Raw genomic sequence first — 18,090 nt, forward strand, 5'->3', positions numbered from 1 at the left:
ATCATTGGGCCGCCGATCATTGGGCCGCCGCGCGCTCGAGCCGGAGCCAGTCCCCGTCCTCGATCAGCCCGTCCTCGAAACCGCTGATCAGGCACTCCCCCTCGATCGGGCGGCTGCCACGGAAGTAGCACCACGCCTCGACCCGGTCGCCGGCGTCGGTGCGCACCACCACCCGTTCGCGGAGGTAGATGCTGGCTCCGGGGTCGGCCGGATCGAAGCCCTCGAAGGCGTCCAGGCCGGCCATGGTCGACGCGTACGCCTCGGAGCAGAAGGAGACGACGTCGCCGCGCACCACCCGCCCGGCCTCCGGCCGCACCAGCGGTCCCTGATCCATGTAGAGCGCGTGGTCGGGCAGGGCCGCCGGGTCGACCGAGCGGACGACCGGCTCGATCTTGCCGTGGTTGCGGCTGCCCAGCCGCAGGGTTCCGTAGACGAACAGCGGCAGCTCTTGGGCGTAGTTCACTGTGCCTCAGGCCTTTCGGTCAGCAGCGGGAGCAGGTTACGGGCCACCACGTCGTGGCCGTGATCGGTGAAGTGGATCCGGTCGACGAAAATCCAGTCGTCGGGTGCGATCCACGAGGCGAGCGCCGGGGTCAGGTCGATGAACGGCACACCGAGACGGGCCGCCTCCTGGCCGACCCGCGCGGCGTACTCCTTCTGCACCTCGGGCGTCAGGATGTCGCCGTACGCGGCGCCGAAGTCGCCGAAGGTGTCCAGCTCGGCGAAGACCTCGGACTCCTGGGGGCACGGCTCGGACCGCACCCAGTTCGCCAGCGGCTGCAGAACATAGGTCAGGCGGCTGCCCCCCTGGTCGGCCAGTGCCTTCCACAGCCGCAGATGGCGGCCGGTCAGGTCGACGGCGTAGTCGAGCTGAACCTCCAGCGGTGTCGGGGCGTCGTCCTCCCGGCGCCGCGTACGCCGGCGGCCGCGCGCCGACGTGGCGCCCAGCGCGTCGAAGAACTGGTTGCACATGAAGAACGCGCCGTGGTCGCCGCGGACGGTCTCGGGCAGCCGGGCCAGGCCGAGGTTGTTGAACCCGGAGAACAGCACGATCTCCTCGACCCGGGGCAGCAGGTGCGAGTAGAGCGCGTAGAGCTGGAACTCCTGGGTGGAGTTGAAGCTGCGGCCACCGAAGTTCAGCCAGGGCCCGCCGCGCTCGTCGTACGCGTTGAGACGGGAGGCCAGCGTCGCCTCGTCCCGGCCGGCGCCGATCCCGAAGACGGTGCTGCTGCCGGCGAGCACCCGGACGCGGTCGGCACCGGCGAGGTCACCGGCCGAGATCCGGCGGTCGCCGGCGTACGCGTACCGGAAGCCGTACCCGTCGGTGTTGACGACCGGCGACCGGTGCTCGCGGGGATGGAAGTACATCAGGTAGGGCAGCCAGCGCACGTCGCCGTCGTCGGCGAACTTCTCCTCGTACTCCGCCATGTAGGGCAGCAGCGACCGGCGTACCGGCATCTTCGTCGACTGGGCCATGGTCCGTCCTCGCTCGTCGTTGTCGTCGATCGGCGGTCAGAACATCGGATAGATCGAGGCGTCGTTCTTCTTCCGCTTGCGTCCGAGGAGTCGGTCGATGATCCGGCGGAGCAGCCGCATGGCTTCCCTTTCTGTCAGGTAGGTCCGGCACCGGCTCGCGCCGGGCCGAAGGTATCAAGTGGACGGCCGGTCAAGCGGTCGCCGGCTCACGGCTCAGAGCGGCGCCGATCAGCGGCCGGAAGGCCAGGCCGAGAAGCAGGAACAGGACCGCGAGCACGAGGAGTCCCGGTGCCCCGGTGCGGATGGCGAGAGCGACCACGACGGTGGGCGCGAGCGACTGGGCGGCACTGGTGCCGATGCCGAAGACGCCGCTGTACTGTCCCTGCGCGTGCGGCGCGGCGAGGCCGTACGAGTACTCCATCGACGCCGCCGCGTGCCACAGCTCGCCGACCGTGTAGACGGCCGCCGCCACCAGCAGCACGACGACCGCGGTCGGCCGCGCCACTCCGGACGAGCAGGCGATCAGCGCCAGGCTCAGCCCGACCGCGGCGCCGGCCCAGCGCATCCGGTCGCCCGCCGCCCGCGGGTCGTCGACGCCACGACTGGCCCGCACCTGCAGAAGCACGACGATCGCCGTGTTGATCAGCAGAACGCCGGAGATCAGCCAGGCCGGGGCCGTGGTGTGCTCGGCGATCCAGAGCGGGAACAGCACCCCGGGGACCGCGAAGTGCAGGGAGAAGAGGGCGTTGAGGGTGGTCGCGGTCAGATACGGCCGGTCCCGCAGAGCCTGCCACTTACCGGTGTCCCGGCCCGGCACGGCCCGCAGCACGATGTGCGGAAGCCGGGTCAGCAGCAGCGCACAGCCCAGGTAGCCGGCCGCCCGGCCGCCGATCAGCAGGAGGTAGGCCGGCTTGGTGCCGACCGCGACCGCCGCCCCGCCGAGCAGGGTGCCGAGCGCGATCGCCAGGTTGGTCAGCGAGCGCAGGTAGGCCCGGAACTCGATCGGGTCGTCGCTGGCCAGGCCGCGGACGATCGCCGCCTGGACCGACGCCGAGGCCGCCGTCGTGGCCCCGACCATGGCGGCCGCCAGCACGAACTGCCACAGGTCGGAGACCAGCGCCGCCGTCGCCATCCCGAGGACGCCGAACAGCATCACCGCGATCTGGGTGTTGCGGGCCCCGACCCGGTCGGCGACCCGCCCGACCAGCAGTCCCGCGGCGACGCCGAGGGCCGAGCCGGCGGTGAGGCCGGTCGCGTACTGGCCGGTGGGCAGGCCGACGACCTGGGTGAAGTAGAGCGCGCTGCCGGTCAGGTAGAGGCCGCTGCCCAGCGTGTTGACGAAGGTCGCCAGCGCCAGCACCCGCTGCGGCCCCGGCGGCCGCAGCAGCCGGTGCGGCCGGGTCACCGGGACGGCCGGCGGCGGTGTCACGTCCACGAGGTGTCACCGAAGTCGTCGTCCGGCCGGATCCGGCGCTGCCAGGCGCGCAACTCCCTCGCGGTGGCTCCGGCCGGCGCCGTGACGACCCGTTCGGAGAACCACGCCTCGACCTCGGCCCGGCGGGCGGCGAGGCCCTCCGGCGAGTCGGCGGAGACCATGACCTGCCCGATCCGCTGGTTGGTGCTCGACAGGGCGGGGTCGAAGACGGTGCCGAAGGGCCGCTCGATCCGGACGAACTCCACCCCGGGCCGCTCGCGCACCTGGAGCGGGCTCGGACAGTCGATCAGCACACCCGGCGGGGCCATCAGGTAGGTGCTGCCGAAGTGCCGGGGATCCCGCTTGACCACCAGGCCCGGATCGCGGCCGAGCGCGCAGAGGACCCCGCTCTCACCGAGGTTCACGTTGAACTTCGCCTGCAGTTCCTCGTGCACCATCGCTCCGGCCCGCCGGGCCGCGCACTCGCTGAAGGCCACCCGGCCGGTCGCCGGGTCGTGGAACAGTTCCATGTGGAAGGTGCTGTTGCGCAGGCCGAGTGCGCTCAGCGTCCGGCGCACGACCGGCAGGCCGATCTCGTACGCCTCCTGATCGTCCACCGGGTCGAGCCGGTCCACGGTCAGCGCGAGATCCTCGCGCACCGCGGTCAGACAGGGCGCCCCGTAGCGACCGAGCGCGCAGAAGACGAGCTCCCCGTTGAAGACCACGCCGTCGGCGAGCCATTCGTCGCCCGGCAGGAATTCCTCGAGCACGAAGGTGCGCTGCGGAGTTCCCTGCCGGCGGTATTCGGCGCTGACCGCCCGCAACTCCTCGATGCCGGTCACCACCGACGTCTTCGCGGTGGCCGCCCCGGCCGCGGGCTTGAGCACCGCGGCCGGGTACGGCAGGGCGGTGAGCGCCGAGACGTCGTGGACGTCCGGGATGACGGTGACCCGCGCGGTCGGTATCCCAGCCGCCGCGACCAGGCCCTTCTGGAGCGACTTGTCGCGGAAGCCGACCGCCTCGGCCGGTGTCAGGTAGTCGGCGCCGAGTTCGCGCGCGAGAAGACTCGCGGTCACGATCGCCCACTCGTCGGTGGTGTGGATGCCGTCGAACCGGCGCCCGCCGAGCCCGGCCCGGTGCAGGGCGGTGAGGATCGACTCCGCGTTCTTCTGGTCGTCGACCATCAGGACCGGCAGAGCGGGCGGGACGTCCACCAGGCCGTCGTCGTACGCGGCGGCCCCGCAGACCACGACCGCGTCCACGTCATGCCGGACACAGGCCTGGAGCGCGTACCGGTCGAGACCGATGAGGAGCAGGGACGGCCTCACCGCAGGTCCAGCCAGTAGCTCGGGGCGTCCGGCCGGCGCAGCCGCAGCGGATCGCGGCGCCGCCGGGCGAGCAGGCCGCGCGGCGCGACGATCAGGTAGTAGGTGATGGCGTTCAGGGCGGTACGCATGGTCGGTCCTTCGTTCGCAGGGCGGCCGGTCAGTCGAGCGGGATTTCCGTACGCCAGTCCCGGTGCTCGGTCCACTCCGGCTGGCCGGACTTGCGGAGCAGGAAGTCGCCGATCACCAGCAGGTCGATGTCGGTCCGCATGAAGCAGGCGTACGCCTCGGCCGGGGTGTTCACGATCGGCTCGCCCCGCACGTTGAACGACGTGTTCACCAGCACCGGGCAGCCGGTCTGCTCCTTGAAGGCGCGCAGGAGGCGGTGGAACGGCTCGTTCGACTCGGCGGTGACCGTCTGGACGCGGGCCGAGCGGTCGACGTGGGTCACCGCCGGAATCGTGGAGCGCACCGTCTTGAGAAGGTCGAGGCCGGTGGCCCCGTCCGCGCCCGCCGGCTCGACCCGCTGCGCCTCGGCGACCGGCGCCACGATCAGCATGTACGGGCTCGGCTGGGTGAGCTCGAAGTAGTCCTTGGCGTCCTCGGCCAGCACCGCCGGGGCGAACGGCCGGAACGACTCCCGGAACTTGATCTTCAGGTTCATCGTCGTCTGCATCCGCGGGTCGCGCGGGTCACCGATGATCGAGCGGGCGCCGAGCGCGCGGGGCCCGAACTCCATGCGCCCCTGGTGCCAGCCGACGATGCGCCCCTCCGCCAGCTCCGCCGCCACCACGCCGGTCAGCGCGTCCCGGTCGAGCGACTCGTAGACCGCTCCGAACCGGTCGAGCTGCTCGCGGATCTCGTCATCGTCGTAGGCCGGGCCGAGCAGCGCGCCCGACATCGCGTCACCGCCGGAGCCCTCGGCGAGATGGGGCCGGCGCGCGCCCCGCTCGACGGCGACCGACATCGCCGCCCCGAGGGCGCCTCCGCAGTCGCCGGCCGCCGGCTGCACCCAGACCTCGTCGAAGATGCCGGCCTCGACGACCTTGCCGTTGGCGACGCAGTTGAGGGCGACACCACCGGCGAGGCAGAGCCGGCTCTCGCCGGTGCGCTCCCGGGCGCTGAGCGCCAGGCCCAGCATGACCTCCTCGGTCACCTGTTGCACCGAGGCCGCGAGGTCGAACTCCCGCTCGGTGAGCGGGCTCTCGGGCGTACGCCGCGGGCCGTCGAAGAGCTTCTCGAACGCGGCGCCCGTCATCACCTCGCCGCGCAGATATTCGAAGTAGCGCTGATCGAGCCAGAACGTGCCGTCCGGCTTGACGTCGATCAGGTGCTCGCGGATCAGGTTCGCGTACCGCGGCTTTCCGTACGGCGCGAGGCCCATCACCTTGTATTCGCCGGAGTCCACTTTGAACCCGCAGAAGTAGGTGAACGCCGAGTAGAGCAGGCCGAGCGAGTGCGGGAAGCGCAGTTCGGCGACCGGTTCGAGGGCGGTGTCGCGGCCGTGCCAGAGGGTGGTGGTCGCCCACTCCCCCACCCCGTCCACGCAGAGCACCGCGGCCGAGGCGTACGGGCTGGGTAGGAACGCCGACGCCGCGTGCGAGAGGTGGTGCTGCCGGACGTGTACCGGCGGCACCGGACCGGCCCCGAGCCGGGCGAGTTCGGCCGCCACCTGCCGGTCCGCGTGCCGCTTCCAGCCTTTCCACTCCGGCGCGGAGCGGCGGTAGGACCCGAACGCCCGCGGTGCCGCGGCGGCGAAGGTCTCGGTCACCCGGTCGTATTTCAGCGCCGGGTCCTCGTAGTAGGCGACCGCACCGACGTCGGCGAGCGTCACCCCGGCCTCGCGAAGGCAGTAGGCGACCGCCTGGCCGGGGAAGGCCGGGTCGTGCCGCCGCCGGCTGAAGCGCTCCTCCTGGGCGGCGGCGATCGGCACACCGTCGGCGACCAGGGCCGCGGCACTGTCGTGGTAGTAGGCGGAGATGCCAAGGACGAGATCCGGCACGGGGTCTCCTCGGTCGAGGTCAGAGGGAATGGGCGGCCCGGCGGCCCTTGCGCTGCGCCCGGCGGGCGCGCAAGGTGGCCGGCGGGTTGAGGGCTCGGTAACCGGCGCGCACCCGCTGCCAGGCGGCGGCCTGCGCTCGCGCGCCCTCGGCGTTGAGAACACCGGCGAGGTAGCTGTCCACGGCGTCCGCGGCCCAGGCCGAGTGCCCGGTGGCGACGTTGTCGATCGTGTTGTGGATGTCGACGAAGTACGTGCTGTAGCCGTACTTCTTGAGCGCGCGCCGGGCCCGCCGGTAGCTGCCGCCGACCCCCGAGAGCTCCATCGCGAGGTTGAGCCCGAGGATCTCGGCCTGGTAGGTCTGCGGGAACCGCCCGACGCAGAGCCAGAAGACCGGCAGCTCGAAGGAGGCGTCCCGGAACCCGTCCCAGTGCGCGAACTCGGTCGATCCGGTCGGCGGCAGCCGTACGCCCATCTCGGCGAGCACGTCGCGATAGATCAGGGGGTGGTTGAGGCGCGGATCGCCGTTGCCGAGCTCGTCCCAGTAGGTGCGGAACAGGGAGAAGCCGGTCGTCGAGGTGGCGTGGTCGTAGTCGGTGAAGCCCTGCAGCCACGCGCCGTCGATCAGGGTGAGCGGCGCCAGTTGGACGGTCGAATCGACGAGCTCCTCGCGGCTGGGCATCGCGTCGTCGACGGTGCGCTGGAACTCCTCGCCGTGCCGGTCGTGCTGCTCCAGCAGCCAGGGCCGCAGGCCCTCCGTCTGCCAGGTCTCGGGCAGAGGCATCTCGCCGCGGTCGAGGCCGTGCCGGGCCCGGGCGAGCCAGCCGTCGATGTAGCCGACGGCGAACCTCCGCAGTGCGGGCGTGTCCGACCGGGTCTGGAGCAGGTGGTAGGCGTCGCGGACACCGCCCGGAGCGGTGCCGCCCGGGCGGTCGCCGGCCGCCGGCAGCACGAGGTCCGGAGACGGCGATCCCGGCTCCCGGGCCGCTGGCGCCTGCGCCGTACCGGGCTCGCCGAGCGCGTCGATCCACCGGGCGATCACCCGCAGGTCGTCGTCGGAGAACACCCGGAACATCGGTCCGCGCTCGCCGACCAGGCCGCTGACCAGGGGGCTCCGCTTCGCGTCGCCCGGGCGGACCATCCGGCTCGAGGCGAGTTGGGCCATGAAGGGGTACGGGTCGGTCCGGCACGACGAGAGCCAGTCGGCGAGTGTGCGGTCGCCGATCCGGGTCCGCTCGTGGTAGACGGCGCCTTCCCGGGCCCGGGCCCGCAGCAGTTCGGCCATCCCGTACGCCGGGTCGAGCGAGTCGGTCAGTTCCTCCCGCAGGCCCCGGCTCCACGCGCGCAGCTCGGCGTACGCCCAGGCGAACCCGGCCGCCAGCCGTTCGGGCTCGGCGCTCTCGGCCGCGGCCCGGTAGGCGCGCTCGGCCGCGTCCGGCTCGCCGTCCCACCGGGCGCGTCCGCTGTCGAGTGTCACCCAGTCGGCCTCCGCCGGCATCGCCCGGCGCACCGGTTCCAGGCCGGGCAGCAGGCCGACCGTGCGCAGCAGCAGGTCGGCGCCGAGGATCTCGGGCCGGAACTGGTCCGGATGCCGGCTCGCGGCGAGCAGCAGCGCGGGCAGCCGGAAGGCGGCGTCCCTGATGCGCGCGTCCAGCGGCAACCGCGCGATCGGGGCGGCGTACTCGGCCAGCCGCAGCTTGTCGAGCAACGCCAGGTACGCATGTCCTCGCGAGCTGCGCGGGCGGCCCACGCCGAGATCTTCCGCGTAGAGGCTGAGAATGCCGAGGACGGCGGGCTCGTCGAAGCAGCCGGGCGCGCTGAGCCACTGCAGCCAGGCTCCCGACCGCAGGGCCAGCGGCGCGCAGCCGAGGGCGCAGCGGCGCATCATCTCGGTGCGGGCGGCCGCCGAGGGGGCGCCGTCCACGATCCCGGCCAGATCCTCGCGTTCGGCGGCGGCCCACGCCGCCACCGCCTCGCGGCGCTGGGACAGGCCGCCGGGCAGGTCCGGGACGGTGGTCCGCTGCGCCTCGGCGCGGAAGAGCTGGGCAGAGGGGGATCGCTCCGGATCCGTCGCGGCCAGATAGACCGTACGGACTCCGGAGAGCGTCGCCCCCGTGGTCGACGCTCGCATGAAGTTGTTCCTCCCCGTGTCGGCGGCCGAATTCAGACAACGAGTTCGGGCGCGCCGGTTCGCCTACGCATTTGGCGTATGCGTGATCATTTTCTGTCGTCGGGCGTACGGCGTGGGCGTGGCCGGCACCGTTACCGGACCACAATCGTGCGAGCGCGCCGCGCCCTCCAGGCCAGTTGATGACCATCAATAGGGATCGGTCGACGTTGCCCCGATCCGCAGCAATTCATCGAGGAGCCTAGCCAGCCATCGCCACGCCCAGCCACCGCGTGTCCCGCGATCCGAGACGGTGACCACGGGCCGTTACCGGTTCCGGAGCCTTCGCCGATCCCTCCACAAGGGAGCGGCCCGCGCGGACACGGCATACGAACAAAATCGAACGTGAGCCATGCCACAGGACGACATGACAGATTGTCTACCGCATTGAAAAGATGCGCGTGAATTTAAAAATCAGATCATTGGATCGGCGTTCTACTTGGCAACAATCGGCCACAGCCGCAAGCTGCCAACCATAAATTCCCCGCTCATCAGTAGGGTTTAGAAGCGCGCACCACGACGGACGAAAATGCATCGTCGCCGAACGGAAGGGCTGACGCGCTTTGCCAACGTCACTGAACTGGGACGACGGAGAGATCATCACCGTCGACCAGCGTCGGCTCCCGCACGAATACCGCACGGTCCACCTGCGGACCGTCGACGACGTGATCGACGCCATCCAGACGCTGACGGTCCGCGGGGCGCCGGCCATCGGCCTCGCCGGCGCGCTCGGCGTGGCCCTGGCCGCGGCCCGGCATCCGGCCGACCGGGCCGCCGTGCACGCCGCCGCCGAGCGGCTGGCCGCCGCCCGGCCGACCGCGGTCAACCTGCGATGGGCGGTCGACCGGGCCCTGCGCCGGCTGTCGGAGGGTCCCGGCGCGGTCCTCGACGAGGCACTGACCATGCTGCGCGAGGACGGCGAGGTGAACCGTCTCGCCGCCCGGCGCGCGGCCGACCTCGTGTCGTCGCTCGGCGGCCCCGGAGCCCTGCGCCTGCTGACCCACTGCAACACCGGCCGGTTCGCCACCGCGGCCGGCGGCACGGCGCTCGGCGCGATCCTCGACCTCGCCGAGCGGGGGCGAGTGGCCGAGGTGCTCGTCGACGAGACCCGGCCGCTGCTGCAGGGCTCCCGGCTGACGGCCTGGGAACTGGACGAGGCGAAGGTGCCGTACCGGATCTGCGTGGACTCGGCGGCGCCCGCCGCGATGGCCCGGGGCATGGTCGACTGCGTGCTCGTCGGTGCCGACCGGATCACCGCCGCCGGCGACGTGGCCAACAAGATCGGCACCTACGGCCTCGCGGTCGCGGCGGCCCGGCACGGCATCCCGTTCGTCGTCGTGGCTCCCGAGTCCACCTGGGACCGCACGATCGCCCAGGGTTCCGACATCGTGGTCGAGGAGCGTGCCGGGCACGAGGTGACCGTATTCGGCGGCGCGGCCGTCGCCCCGGCCGGCGCACGGGTGTTCAACCCCGCCTTCGACGTCACGCCCGCCGAGTTGATCACCGCGATCGTGTCGGAACAGCACACGGTCCGCGGCTGACGTCCGTCCGAACACGACCGAGCACGAAGGAAGTCATGACGAACCCCACGCGGGCCGAGATCGGCGTCATCGGTGGAAGCGGCTTCTACACGCTCTTCGGTGACCGGCAAGCCGAGTCCGAGTCGCTCACCCCGTACGGAAAAGCAGCGGGACCGGTCATCGGCGAGATCGCCGGACGCCGGGTGGCTTTCCTGCCCCGCCATGGGGCGGACCACGGCGTTCCCCCGCACAAGATCAATTATCGGGCCAACCTCTGGAGCCTGCGCGCCCTCGGCGTCCGGCAGATCCTGGCGCCCTGCGCCGTCGGATCGCTTCACCCCGAACTCGGCCCGGGCAGCATCGTGATCCCCGACCAGCTGGTCGACCGCACGAGCGGGCGGGTACAGACCTACTACGACTCGGGCGCCGTCCACGTGCCGTTCGCCGACCCCTACTGTCCGGCCGGACGTCACGCGCTGCTGAAGTCGGCCGCGTCGATCGGCACCCCGGCCCACGACGGCGCCACCATGGTGGTCGTCGAAGGCCCCCGCTTCTCGACCCGGGCCGAGTCCCGCTGGTACGCCGACGCCGGCTGGTCGCTGATCAACATGACCGGCCATCCCGAGGCCGTTCTGGCCCGGGAGCTCGGGCAGCTGCTACAGCTCGGTCGCGCTGGTAACCGATCACGACGCCGGCATCGAGGCCGGGGACACCGTCGACCAGGCGACCGTGTTCGCCGTGTTCAAGGAGAACATCGAGCGGCTGCGCGGCCTGATCCGGGAGACCGTGCGCGTCCTGCCCGAGGAACGCGCGTGTCCGTGCGCGAACGCGCTCGCCGGCATCCAGCTGCCCATCACCCTGCCGTAACCCGAGAGGAACCGCCATGACGCTGCTGACCACCTGGCCGGAGACCGGCCCGGAGACGCTCCTCGGCCGCACCTCGGACCCGGCGGCCGTCGCCGCCGCGCTGGCCCCGGCCGGCGTACGGTTCGAACGCCGGCCGCTGAAGGACGACGTACCGCTGTCCGCCGGTCCCGATCAGGTCCTCGCCGCCTACCGGGCCGAGGTCGACGAGCTCACCGCCCGCGAGGGCTTCGCCACCGTCGACGTCGCCACCCTGCATCCGAGCGACGAACCGGACTGGGCCGAGAAGGCACGGGCGGCCCGGGAGAAATTCCTCCGCGAGCACACTCACGACGACGATGACGAGGTCCGCTTCTTCGTCGCCGGAGCCGGCGTCTTCTACGTTCACCTGGACGAGGTCGTGCAGGCGGTGTACTGCACCGCCGGCGACCTGATCGGCGTGCCCAAGGGCACGCGGCACTGGTTCGACATGGGTTCGCGGCCGTCGTTCACCGCCATCCGCTTCTTCCACGAGGACGACGGGTGGATCGGCACCTTCACCGGATCGGAGATCGCGTCCCGGTTCCCGGACTTCGACACGATCCACGCCGGCGCATGACGCTCTCCGGCGTGGCGTGCGTCGTGCTCGACATCGAGGGCACGACCAGCGCGACGCGGTTCGTCACCGACGTCCTCTATCCGTACTCCCGCCGCCGCTTCGCGGACCTGCTGAGCGGGCGGGCCGGCGAGCCGGCCGTACGCCGGGCGGTCGACCAGATCCGGGGCCTGCTCGACGATCCGGAGGCGGACGCGGCCACGATGGAGCGGGCGCTGCACGCGTGGCTGGACGCGGACACCAAGGTCACCCCGCTGAAGACGCTGCAGGGCATCATCTGGGCCGAGGGGTTCACCCGCGGCGAACTCACCTCGCACTTCTTTCCCGACGTCCTCCCGGCCCTGCGCGCGTGGCACGCCGGCGGAATCCGCCTCTGCGTCTATTCGTCCGGATCGGTCGCCGCCCAGCGGGCGTGGTTCGCGCACACTCCCGAGGGCGACCTGACCCCGCTCCTCGACGGCCTGTTCGACACCGAGAACGCGGGGCCGAAGACCCTTCCCGCCTCCTACCGGACGATCACCGCGGCCATCGCGGTGCCGCCGGACCGCACACTCTTCCTCTCCGACCGGCTGTCCGAACTGGAGGCGGCCCGCTCGGCCGGCTGGCTGACCACCGGCATTCGCCGCCTGGGCGAGCCTTACCACGCCCAGGGAAGCGGATCCCACCCGGAGGCCCTCACCTTCTCGTCGATCGCCCTCACCCGCCAAGGAGTCGCCTCATGAGCACGGTCGGCACCACCCGGATCGACCTCGAGGCGGCCGGTGCCGCCCTGGCCGCCGAGGCGGCACGGTTCGCCTCGTTCGGCTGGATGCGCGGCACCGCCGGCAACCTGTCGGTCGTCGTCGGCCGTGATCCGCTGCGGCTCGCCGTCACCGCCAGCGGCATCGACAAAGGCGACCTGACCGCCGCCGACGTCGTGCTGGTCGACGCCGACGGCCGGGCCGTACGCGGAGGCCGCCCGTCGGCCGAGGCCGCCCTGCACGCCCGGATCGCGGCCCGCACCGGTGCCGGCGCCGTCGTGCACGTCCACACGGTGGCGTCGGTCGCCGTGTCCCACCGCCACCCCGAGGGCATCGTCTTCCACGACCTCGAGATGCTCAAGGGCGTCGGGCGCCCGGCCGAGGACGAGCACGTCCTGCTGCCGGTCATCCCCAACTCCCAGGACATGTCGAAGCTGGCCGGCCACTTCGACACCGCCCGCAACCCGGACGTGCCGGCCGTCCTCGTCGCCGCACACGGCCTGTACGCCTGGGGCCCCGACCTGGCGGCCGCCCGCCATCACACCGAGACCGTCGAGTGGCTCCTCGAATTCCACCAGGCCGTCTACGCCTCGGCCTGACCCCCCTCGGCGCGCGCCGTTGTCCATCGAGGACGACCTATGCATACTCGGCATGGGCGAGCATCTCCGGCGATCGCCTGAAGGAGGGGTCATGTCTTCCGTCCGCCGCCGTGTCCTGGCCACTGCCCTGTCGGTCGTGCTGGTCGCCGTCGCGGCGGCCTGCTCCCACAAATCCAGTGACGACGCCGCCACGAAGCTGGACGTCGGCATCGTGGCGGTCATCGACGTCGCCCCGCTCTACCTCGGCATCGAAAAGGGCTTCTTCTCCGCGAAACACCTGCAGGTGACACCGAAACCCCGCTCGGGTGGCTCGCTGATCGTCGCGACAGTGGTCTCCGGCAGCCAGCACATCGGGTTCTCCAACAACACCACCCTGCTCATCGGAGCCTCCCGCGGACTGCCGCTGCGGATCGTCGCGGCCGGCAACCAGGCCGCCGCCGGCGACTACGCCGCGATCTTCGTGCGCGCGAACAGCAAGATCGCCTCGGCCAGGGATCTCGCCGGCAAGACGATCGCCGTCAACAACCTCAACAACGTGGGCCCGCTGACGATCAACGCCGCCCTGCAGGCGAGCGGCGCCGACATCACCCGGGTCAAATTCGTCGAGGTCGCCTTCCCGGAGATGGGCGCGGCGCTGGCCCAGGGGCGGGTCGACGCGGTCTGGGCCGTCGAGCCCTTCGCCAGCGCCATCAAGGCGAGCGGCGGCGCGAAACTGCTCCTGCGACCCTATCCACTGGTGGCGCCGCACTTCCCGGTCGCCTCCTACTTCACCAGCCAGTCGTTCGCGGCCTCCGACCCGGACGTCGTCGACCGCTTCCGCCAGGCGATGAACGAATCGTTGACCTACGCCCAGAACCACCCGGACGAGGTACGCCGGATCCTGCCGACCTACCTCACCCTGAAGCCGGAGGTCGCCGCCCACGTCGTGCTGCCCGAATGGAGCACCGACGTGGGCGCGCCCCTGCTGCAACGCACCGCCGAACTGGCCAAGGAGTACGGCTACCTGACCGCCGAGCCGGACGTGACCCGGTTGACCGGCGGCTGAGCAGTCATCCCAGGAGGACCACGGTGTAGCCGCCGAAAACCTGCCCCTGCTGGCTCGCGGTGACGCGGTAGACGTGCGCCTCGCCCGCTTTCGGAGGTGCGTCGGTAGTGGTCAGTTGGAGTTGCTGATCCTCACCGGTGACGTCCTGGGTCGTGCCGGGCCCGCCGGTCGAGGGGCCACCCCCGATCGGGGAGGGGCCCGACACCGCCACCGCTCCGGTCGCGGTTGCCTGAGCCGGGAAGAGGCCGCGGGTGCCGGTGCGAAGCTGGAGCCACGGCATTTCGTGCGGAGCCGCACGGGCGACGGTGACCTGGGCCGGTTCGCCGTACAGGGGGCCGACCTTCAGGGTGAGCGGCGTCATCGGTGTGGGCAGCGCCAGCAGCCGGTCGTCGTCGGCCGCGTGGGCCCCGGGTACGGGAACGACGTGGATGTTGCGCTGCGCGACGTGCCGGTTCAGTGCCGCGTCCCAGGGTGGGGTACCCAGGCCGTCGCCGGCTTCGTCCCAGGCGCGGACGACGAGACATTCGTGACCGCCGTTGACGAAGGTGGGCACCCAGGCGGTCGGGCATTTGGCGACCGCGTGCGACCGGCCGCTTCCGCGCGCTCCGAGCGAGATCGAGGTGGCCCCGATCAGGTGAGCTCCGGCCGGGCCTATGCCCAGTGACGGGTCGCACCAGTAGAACTCGACCACCACGCAGGGCGCGGACGAGAGGCCGAAGTTCCACACGTGGGCGTACAGCGTGTTGGGCCGACCGGCCAGTGCGGTCTGACCGAGCTCAGGTGGCTTGGGCGGGGCCAGCGCCGGATCCGTGTCGGCCAGCAGAAGGACGTCCGGGCTCTCCCAGAACGGCCCGGCAACGGGCCGGGCGCCGAGATCGCCCGGGTTGGCTCGCATGAACAGGAACGGCAGATAGAGGTCACCGCGGTCGCCCGGCCACTGGTTCCAGGGTGGGTTGCCGAAGTCGCACGGGTCGAGGACGCCGCCGGGCAGCCGGCCGGTCGATCGGCCGACGTGGCGCCCGGGCCGGCGGGGGTTGCGCCAGCCGATGGTGGTGCCGTTGTCGTGATATCCCGGTCCGGCCCCAGGCTCGGGTTGTGGCTCCGGCCGGTGAGGGCCGTGATGGCCGTGATGGCCGTGATGGTGATGGCGGTGTCCCTCGCAGCCGCACGGAGCCGGCCGATCGCAGTGCTCGCATCCGCAATGATGATCGAACGACTTCTCGCAGCCGCACCCGTCGCCGCACCCACCGCATCCGCAGCCGTTGCCGGTGACACCGCCGCCACCACTGCCTCCGCCGGTTCCGGTCCCGCCGCCCCCGGTTCCGGTCCCGCCGCCCCCGGTTCCGGTCCCGCCGCCGCCGTCCGTTCCGCCGCCGTCGTTGCCCGGGCAGTCGCGGTGCTTCGAGCCCTCGGTTCGGAAGTCCGGCCGCGTGCCCCACGCCGCCGCGGCTGTCTGCCAGATGTCGGTCATCGTGGTTCTCCTGACTCGTCGCCGGGCTGTTCCTCGGCCGCCGCGACACCGACGATCACGGGCGGTGGCGGCGGGTCGACGTACTCCAACCGCATCGGTTCCGCGCCGCGCTTCCATCGGGATCCCTCGCCGTACGGCGCCGCGACCGGGAGCGGATACCTGGTGCCGAGAGCGGTCACCCCGAGCGTCTCCCCCCGGATCCAATCCCACGTCAGATAGGCGTACGCCCGGTCGGCGTCCAGGTTGAACTGGGTCGCGTAGTCGGTCCGGTTCATGAGCCGGCCGATCAGGTAGGCCGAGAACGGAACGGGATCGCCGAGAGGGCTGAGCCGCTGGCGGGCTCGGCCGATCAGTTCTTCGTTGATCACGTCGGTCTGCCAGGGCGTCTGGGCGTGCTCATACCGGTAGCGGGCGTTCGCGTCGACGCCGCCCTCGGTGCGGAAGAACACCTGGTCCGGGGTCACGCCCTCCGGGTACGGACCGGGCCGCAGCGGCCGGAAGGCGGTGTTCGGCCCGTCCGCGTCGCCGGCCCGGGGAAGGTACGTCTCGGTCGGCGTGGTGATTTCCGTTGCCGGGCTGAAGCCGTTCAACCCGATGTCCGTCGCGGATTGTGCGGCCGCGTCGATCAGGCTCGTCTCCGGGTACGCCCAGGGCCGGTGGAACTCCCAGCTGTCCGGCTCGTCGCCGTTGGCGTGGAACCGCATCACCGGATAGAAGGGCAGGCGCGGGTCACGGCCGCTGTGTGTGACGATAACGCTCTCCTCGCGGTCGAGGGCCGCGAACGGGTCGATCGCGTCGCTCAACGCGGCCCGGAATGCTCCGTCGACCGAGCCGCCGAGCGTGATCAGCGGCAGATCGATCTCGTTGGGCCACATCAGTTCGCCGTTGTCCGGGTATCGGGCTTCGGCGTGCGGCATGAGCAGACCGGTGTGCGCGAGCACGTCATGTGTCTTGGTGGCGATGTCCCAGAGCTTGAGGGCGATTTCATACAGCACGACGCGGGCCGGGTAGGTGAGCGGACTCAGGATCATCTTGGTCAGGTCGCCGATCAGCTTGAGAACAGCGGCCCCTTCCTTGATCACCCATTGGATCAGGGCGACGAAGACGGTACAGGCGTCCTCGATCGGGTTGTCGCCGTCCACTCCCGAGAAGTCCGGTGGCTGGAAGAGGTTCGTGAAGTCCGACGCCGGCGGGATTATCACCACGTCCGGCACCCGTGGCTTCGGTAGCTGCCAGCCTCCGTTGAAGAAGACCTTGTACGCGGTGATCATGAGGCGGTACGCGGTGCCGACCTGCCACGGCAACGGGAACCCGGGCGGCACCTCGAACGGGGGCGGAGGCGCGATGCCGTCCAGCAGTTCCTGGAACGGCCGGTCCAGGCCGTGCCCGGTCACCGACCGGATGGCCTGGGTGAGCCGGCCGTTGTCGATCGTCGCCTGGTAGGCGCTGCCCTGGTAGATGTGGGGGTGAGGGTGCGGGTCGGCGTACGTCTCGATGAGCGCGGCCACGATGGCGTTGCACGCGAAGGCCGGCAGCTCACCGTCGACGTCGAGTTGCTCCTTGCGGGTGTCCGGGTCGTCGGACAGCGGTGACGGCCGTTCCGCCCCGTTGGGCTCGTCCGGGGTCAGCTGGACGAGGAACCACAGGGCGGACGACGACAGTTCCGGATAGTCGTCCGTGCGCCCCCACGGATCCTCGGGGATGGTGCCGCCCGCGCCGGACTGCGAGTAGTTCCAGGCGTCGATGTGGTTCTCGATGAGGTGGTGGCGGACCGGGTGCGTCCGGAACGGGCCGCCGCACTGCTCGTTGACGAACGAATGCGCGATCGTGTCGGTACCCACGTGCACGACCCAGCCCATGGCCAGCGCGAGCAACTGCTCGAAGCGTTCCTCGCCCTCGCCGGTGCCGTCCCGCTGACTCTCGGCCTGCCGCACGAGGGCCTGGCAGACCGCCGACGTCCGGCGATAGTGCAGCATGTCGCTCCACAGGAAATCGTCTTCCGGATATCCCTTGGCCAGACATGTGTTCATCCGCTCCCAGATGTCGATCCAGGTCGTGATCTCCTGAACGCCGATCGCCTCGACGGCATTCAGCAACTGCTCGACCGCCTTCTTGAACTCGTTGAGGATTCCGCCCATCAGATCGTCGGCGATCTCCTCCGCGACCTCCACGAACGGTCCGACGGTCTGCTGCCAGACCTTGACGAAGTCGTCCCAGATCTTCTGCAGCTGGATGACGAGCCGGAGAATGCCGGCGAAGGTACTGCTCACCTCGTCCAGGATGACCAGAAGCGGTTCCCAGTCGTCCTCTTTGGCCGCGTCGTAGTAATAGATGACCGCCAAGGCCAGCATGATGTCGTCGCTGACCGGACCGAGCACCTCGTTGTTCCAGTCCATGGAGAAGAAGAACAGGTCGGGGCCGATAGCGCCGACTGAAGTGTATTTGGGCCATTTACGCATCACGTCGCCGCAGAACCGGGGCGAGTAGCCCTTGACCGCGTCACCGCCCTGTCCGATCTCCGGCCAGTCGGTGAAATCGCCGTCGGAGAGCAGATCGGCGACGCGACGTGCGGTGTAAATGTGGGTGAAATGACCGGGCATTCTGGATCTCCGATCGATAGATCTCGACAAGCGGGATTCAGCGCTGTCCGTTTCGTTGCACGGGCCCGCGCCGGGACATCGGATATCCGAGCGGCTGAGTCATCCGGATCGGCTCAGGTCGGACTTCGTCGATGAAACAGGTGAAAGCTGTGATCAGATGACTCGTGGGTGTTCGGAAATCGTGACTGGATAGGTGCCCGGATACGCTGTGTTTTTCAGCTGGTGGTGGGGATCCAGGGGTTTCCTGTGGCGGCTTGGATGAGTGCGTCGAGCAT

Annotated in this window: 14 protein-coding genes and 1 pseudogene; 6 read left to right on the forward strand and 9 right to left on the reverse strand. The window is 70.8% G+C overall.

The genetic code is table 11. The annotated features are described in order from the left end of the window. Positions 1–16: 16 nt before the first annotated feature. The 7 genes from AB0M88_RS09560 to AB0M88_RS09590 form a co-directional block, all read right to left on the reverse strand. Positions 17–463 (reverse strand): gamma-glutamylcyclotransferase family protein, encoded by a 447-nt coding sequence (locus tag AB0M88_RS09560; protein ID WP_364098032.1) that lies wholly within the window; start codon positions 461–463, stop codon positions 17–19. After that, complete coding sequence (locus AB0M88_RS09565; protein WP_364098035.1) at positions 460–1,476, reverse strand: Inducer of phenazine A; 1,017 nt, start codon at positions 1,474–1,476, stop codon at positions 460–462. The genes AB0M88_RS09560 and AB0M88_RS09565 overlap by 4 nt, the downstream gene beginning before the upstream one ends. 190 nt (positions 1,477–1,666) lie before the next feature. After that, complete coding sequence (locus tag AB0M88_RS09570) at positions 1,667–2,911, reverse strand: MFS transporter (RefSeq protein WP_364098038.1); 1,245 nt, start codon at positions 2,909–2,911, stop codon at positions 1,667–1,669. Then, positions 2,902–4,218: an ATP-grasp domain-containing protein gene (locus tag AB0M88_RS09575; RefSeq protein ID WP_364098041.1), complete on the reverse strand. Its 1,317-nt coding sequence runs from the start codon at positions 4,216–4,218 to the stop codon at positions 2,902–2,904. The genes AB0M88_RS09570 and AB0M88_RS09575 overlap by 10 nt, the downstream gene beginning before the upstream one ends. Further along, positions 4,215–4,346, reverse strand: coding sequence for a hypothetical protein (locus tag AB0M88_RS09580; RefSeq protein ID WP_364098044.1), 132 nt, complete (start codon positions 4,344–4,346; stop codon positions 4,215–4,217). Before AB0M88_RS09580 ends, AB0M88_RS09575 begins: the two co-directional genes overlap by 4 nt. Before the next feature lie 29 nt (positions 4,347–4,375). Then, complete coding sequence (locus AB0M88_RS09585) at positions 4,376–6,217, reverse strand: carbamoyltransferase (RefSeq protein WP_364098047.1); 1,842 nt, start codon at positions 6,215–6,217, stop codon at positions 4,376–4,378. Positions 6,218–6,236: 19 nt separating this feature from the next. Beyond that, on the reverse strand, positions 6,237–8,345 hold the full coding sequence (locus AB0M88_RS09590; RefSeq protein ID WP_364098050.1) for an iron-containing redox enzyme family protein: 2,109 nt from the start codon (positions 8,343–8,345) through the stop codon (positions 6,237–6,239). Between the two features lie 599 nt (positions 8,346–8,944). Between AB0M88_RS09590 and mtnA the strand changes: the two genes are divergently transcribed. From mtnA to AB0M88_RS09620, 6 genes and pseudogenes are all read left to right on the forward strand, one after another. Further along, on the forward strand, positions 8,945–9,922 hold the full coding sequence (gene mtnA, locus AB0M88_RS09595; protein ID WP_364098053.1) for an S-methyl-5-thioribose-1-phosphate isomerase: 978 nt from the start codon (positions 8,945–8,947) through the stop codon (positions 9,920–9,922). Between the two features lie 35 nt (positions 9,923–9,957). Next, a pseudogene (locus AB0M88_RS09600) lies at positions 9,958–10,768 on the forward strand (S-methyl-5'-thioadenosine phosphorylase). 16 nt (positions 10,769–10,784) lie between these two features. Continuing rightward, complete coding sequence (locus tag AB0M88_RS09605) at positions 10,785–11,363, forward strand: cupin (protein ID WP_364098056.1); 579 nt, start codon at positions 10,785–10,787, stop codon at positions 11,361–11,363. Next, complete coding sequence (gene mtnC / locus AB0M88_RS09610; RefSeq protein ID WP_364098059.1) at positions 11,360–12,082, forward strand: acireductone synthase; 723 nt, start codon at positions 11,360–11,362, stop codon at positions 12,080–12,082. The genes AB0M88_RS09605 and mtnC overlap by 4 nt, the downstream gene beginning before the upstream one ends. Then, positions 12,079–12,699, forward strand: coding sequence for a methylthioribulose 1-phosphate dehydratase (gene mtnB / locus AB0M88_RS09615; protein ID WP_364098062.1), 621 nt, complete (start codon positions 12,079–12,081; stop codon positions 12,697–12,699). Before mtnC ends, mtnB begins: the two co-directional genes overlap by 4 nt. 91 nt (positions 12,700–12,790) lie before the next feature. Next, the gene (locus AB0M88_RS09620; protein WP_364098065.1) at positions 12,791–13,744 is read left to right on the forward strand and encodes an ABC transporter substrate-binding protein; all 954 of its coding nucleotides are present in this window, start codon (positions 12,791–12,793) and stop codon (positions 13,742–13,744) included. A 4-nt stretch (positions 13,745–13,748) separates the two neighbouring features. Here the strand turns inward: AB0M88_RS09620 and AB0M88_RS09625 are convergent, their stop codons facing one another. Both AB0M88_RS09625 and AB0M88_RS09630 read right to left on the reverse strand, forming a co-directional pair. Beyond that, positions 13,749–15,215 (reverse strand): hypothetical protein, encoded by a 1,467-nt coding sequence (locus AB0M88_RS09625; protein ID WP_364098068.1) that lies wholly within the window; start codon positions 15,213–15,215, stop codon positions 13,749–13,751. Next, positions 15,212–17,815, reverse strand: coding sequence for a hypothetical protein (locus AB0M88_RS09630; RefSeq protein WP_364098071.1), 2,604 nt, complete (start codon positions 17,813–17,815; stop codon positions 15,212–15,214). Before AB0M88_RS09630 ends, AB0M88_RS09625 begins: the two co-directional genes overlap by 4 nt. Positions 17,816–18,090: the final 275 nt, after the last annotated feature.

The sequence above is a fragment of the Actinoplanes sp. NPDC051411 genome (assembly GCF_040682075.1).
Taxonomy (GTDB): domain Bacteria; phylum Actinomycetota; class Actinomycetes; order Mycobacteriales; family Micromonosporaceae; genus Actinoplanes.

Bases quoted from the DNA above. Each gene is read 5' to 3' on its own strand.
- AB0M88_RS09565 (WP_364098035.1), bottom strand. From the start codon at position 1,476: ATGGCCCAGTCGACGAAGATGCCGGTACGCCGGTCGCTGCTGCCCTAC.
- AB0M88_RS09580 (WP_364098044.1), bottom strand. From the start codon at position 4,346: ATGCGTACCGCCCTGAACGCCATCACCTACTACCTGATCGTCGCGCCG.
- AB0M88_RS09590 (WP_364098050.1), bottom strand. From the start codon at position 8,345: ATGCGAGCGTCGACCACGGGGGCGACGCTCTCCGGAGTCCGTACGGTC.
- AB0M88_RS09605 (WP_364098056.1), top strand. From the start codon at position 10,785: ATGACGCTGCTGACCACCTGGCCGGAGACCGGCCCGGAGACGCTCCTC.
- mtnC (WP_364098059.1), top strand. From the start codon at position 11,360: ATGACGCTCTCCGGCGTGGCGTGCGTCGTGCTCGACATCGAGGGCACG.
- mtnB (WP_364098062.1), top strand. From the start codon at position 12,079: ATGAGCACGGTCGGCACCACCCGGATCGACCTCGAGGCGGCCGGTGCC.
- AB0M88_RS09620 (WP_364098065.1), top strand. From the start codon at position 12,791: ATGTCTTCCGTCCGCCGCCGTGTCCTGGCCACTGCCCTGTCGGTCGTG.
- AB0M88_RS09625 (WP_364098068.1), bottom strand. From the start codon at position 15,215: ATGACCGACATCTGGCAGACAGCCGCGGCGGCGTGGGGCACGCGGCCG.
- AB0M88_RS09630 (WP_364098071.1), bottom strand. From the start codon at position 17,815: ATGCCCGGTCATTTCACCCACATTTACACCGCACGTCGCGTCGCCGAT.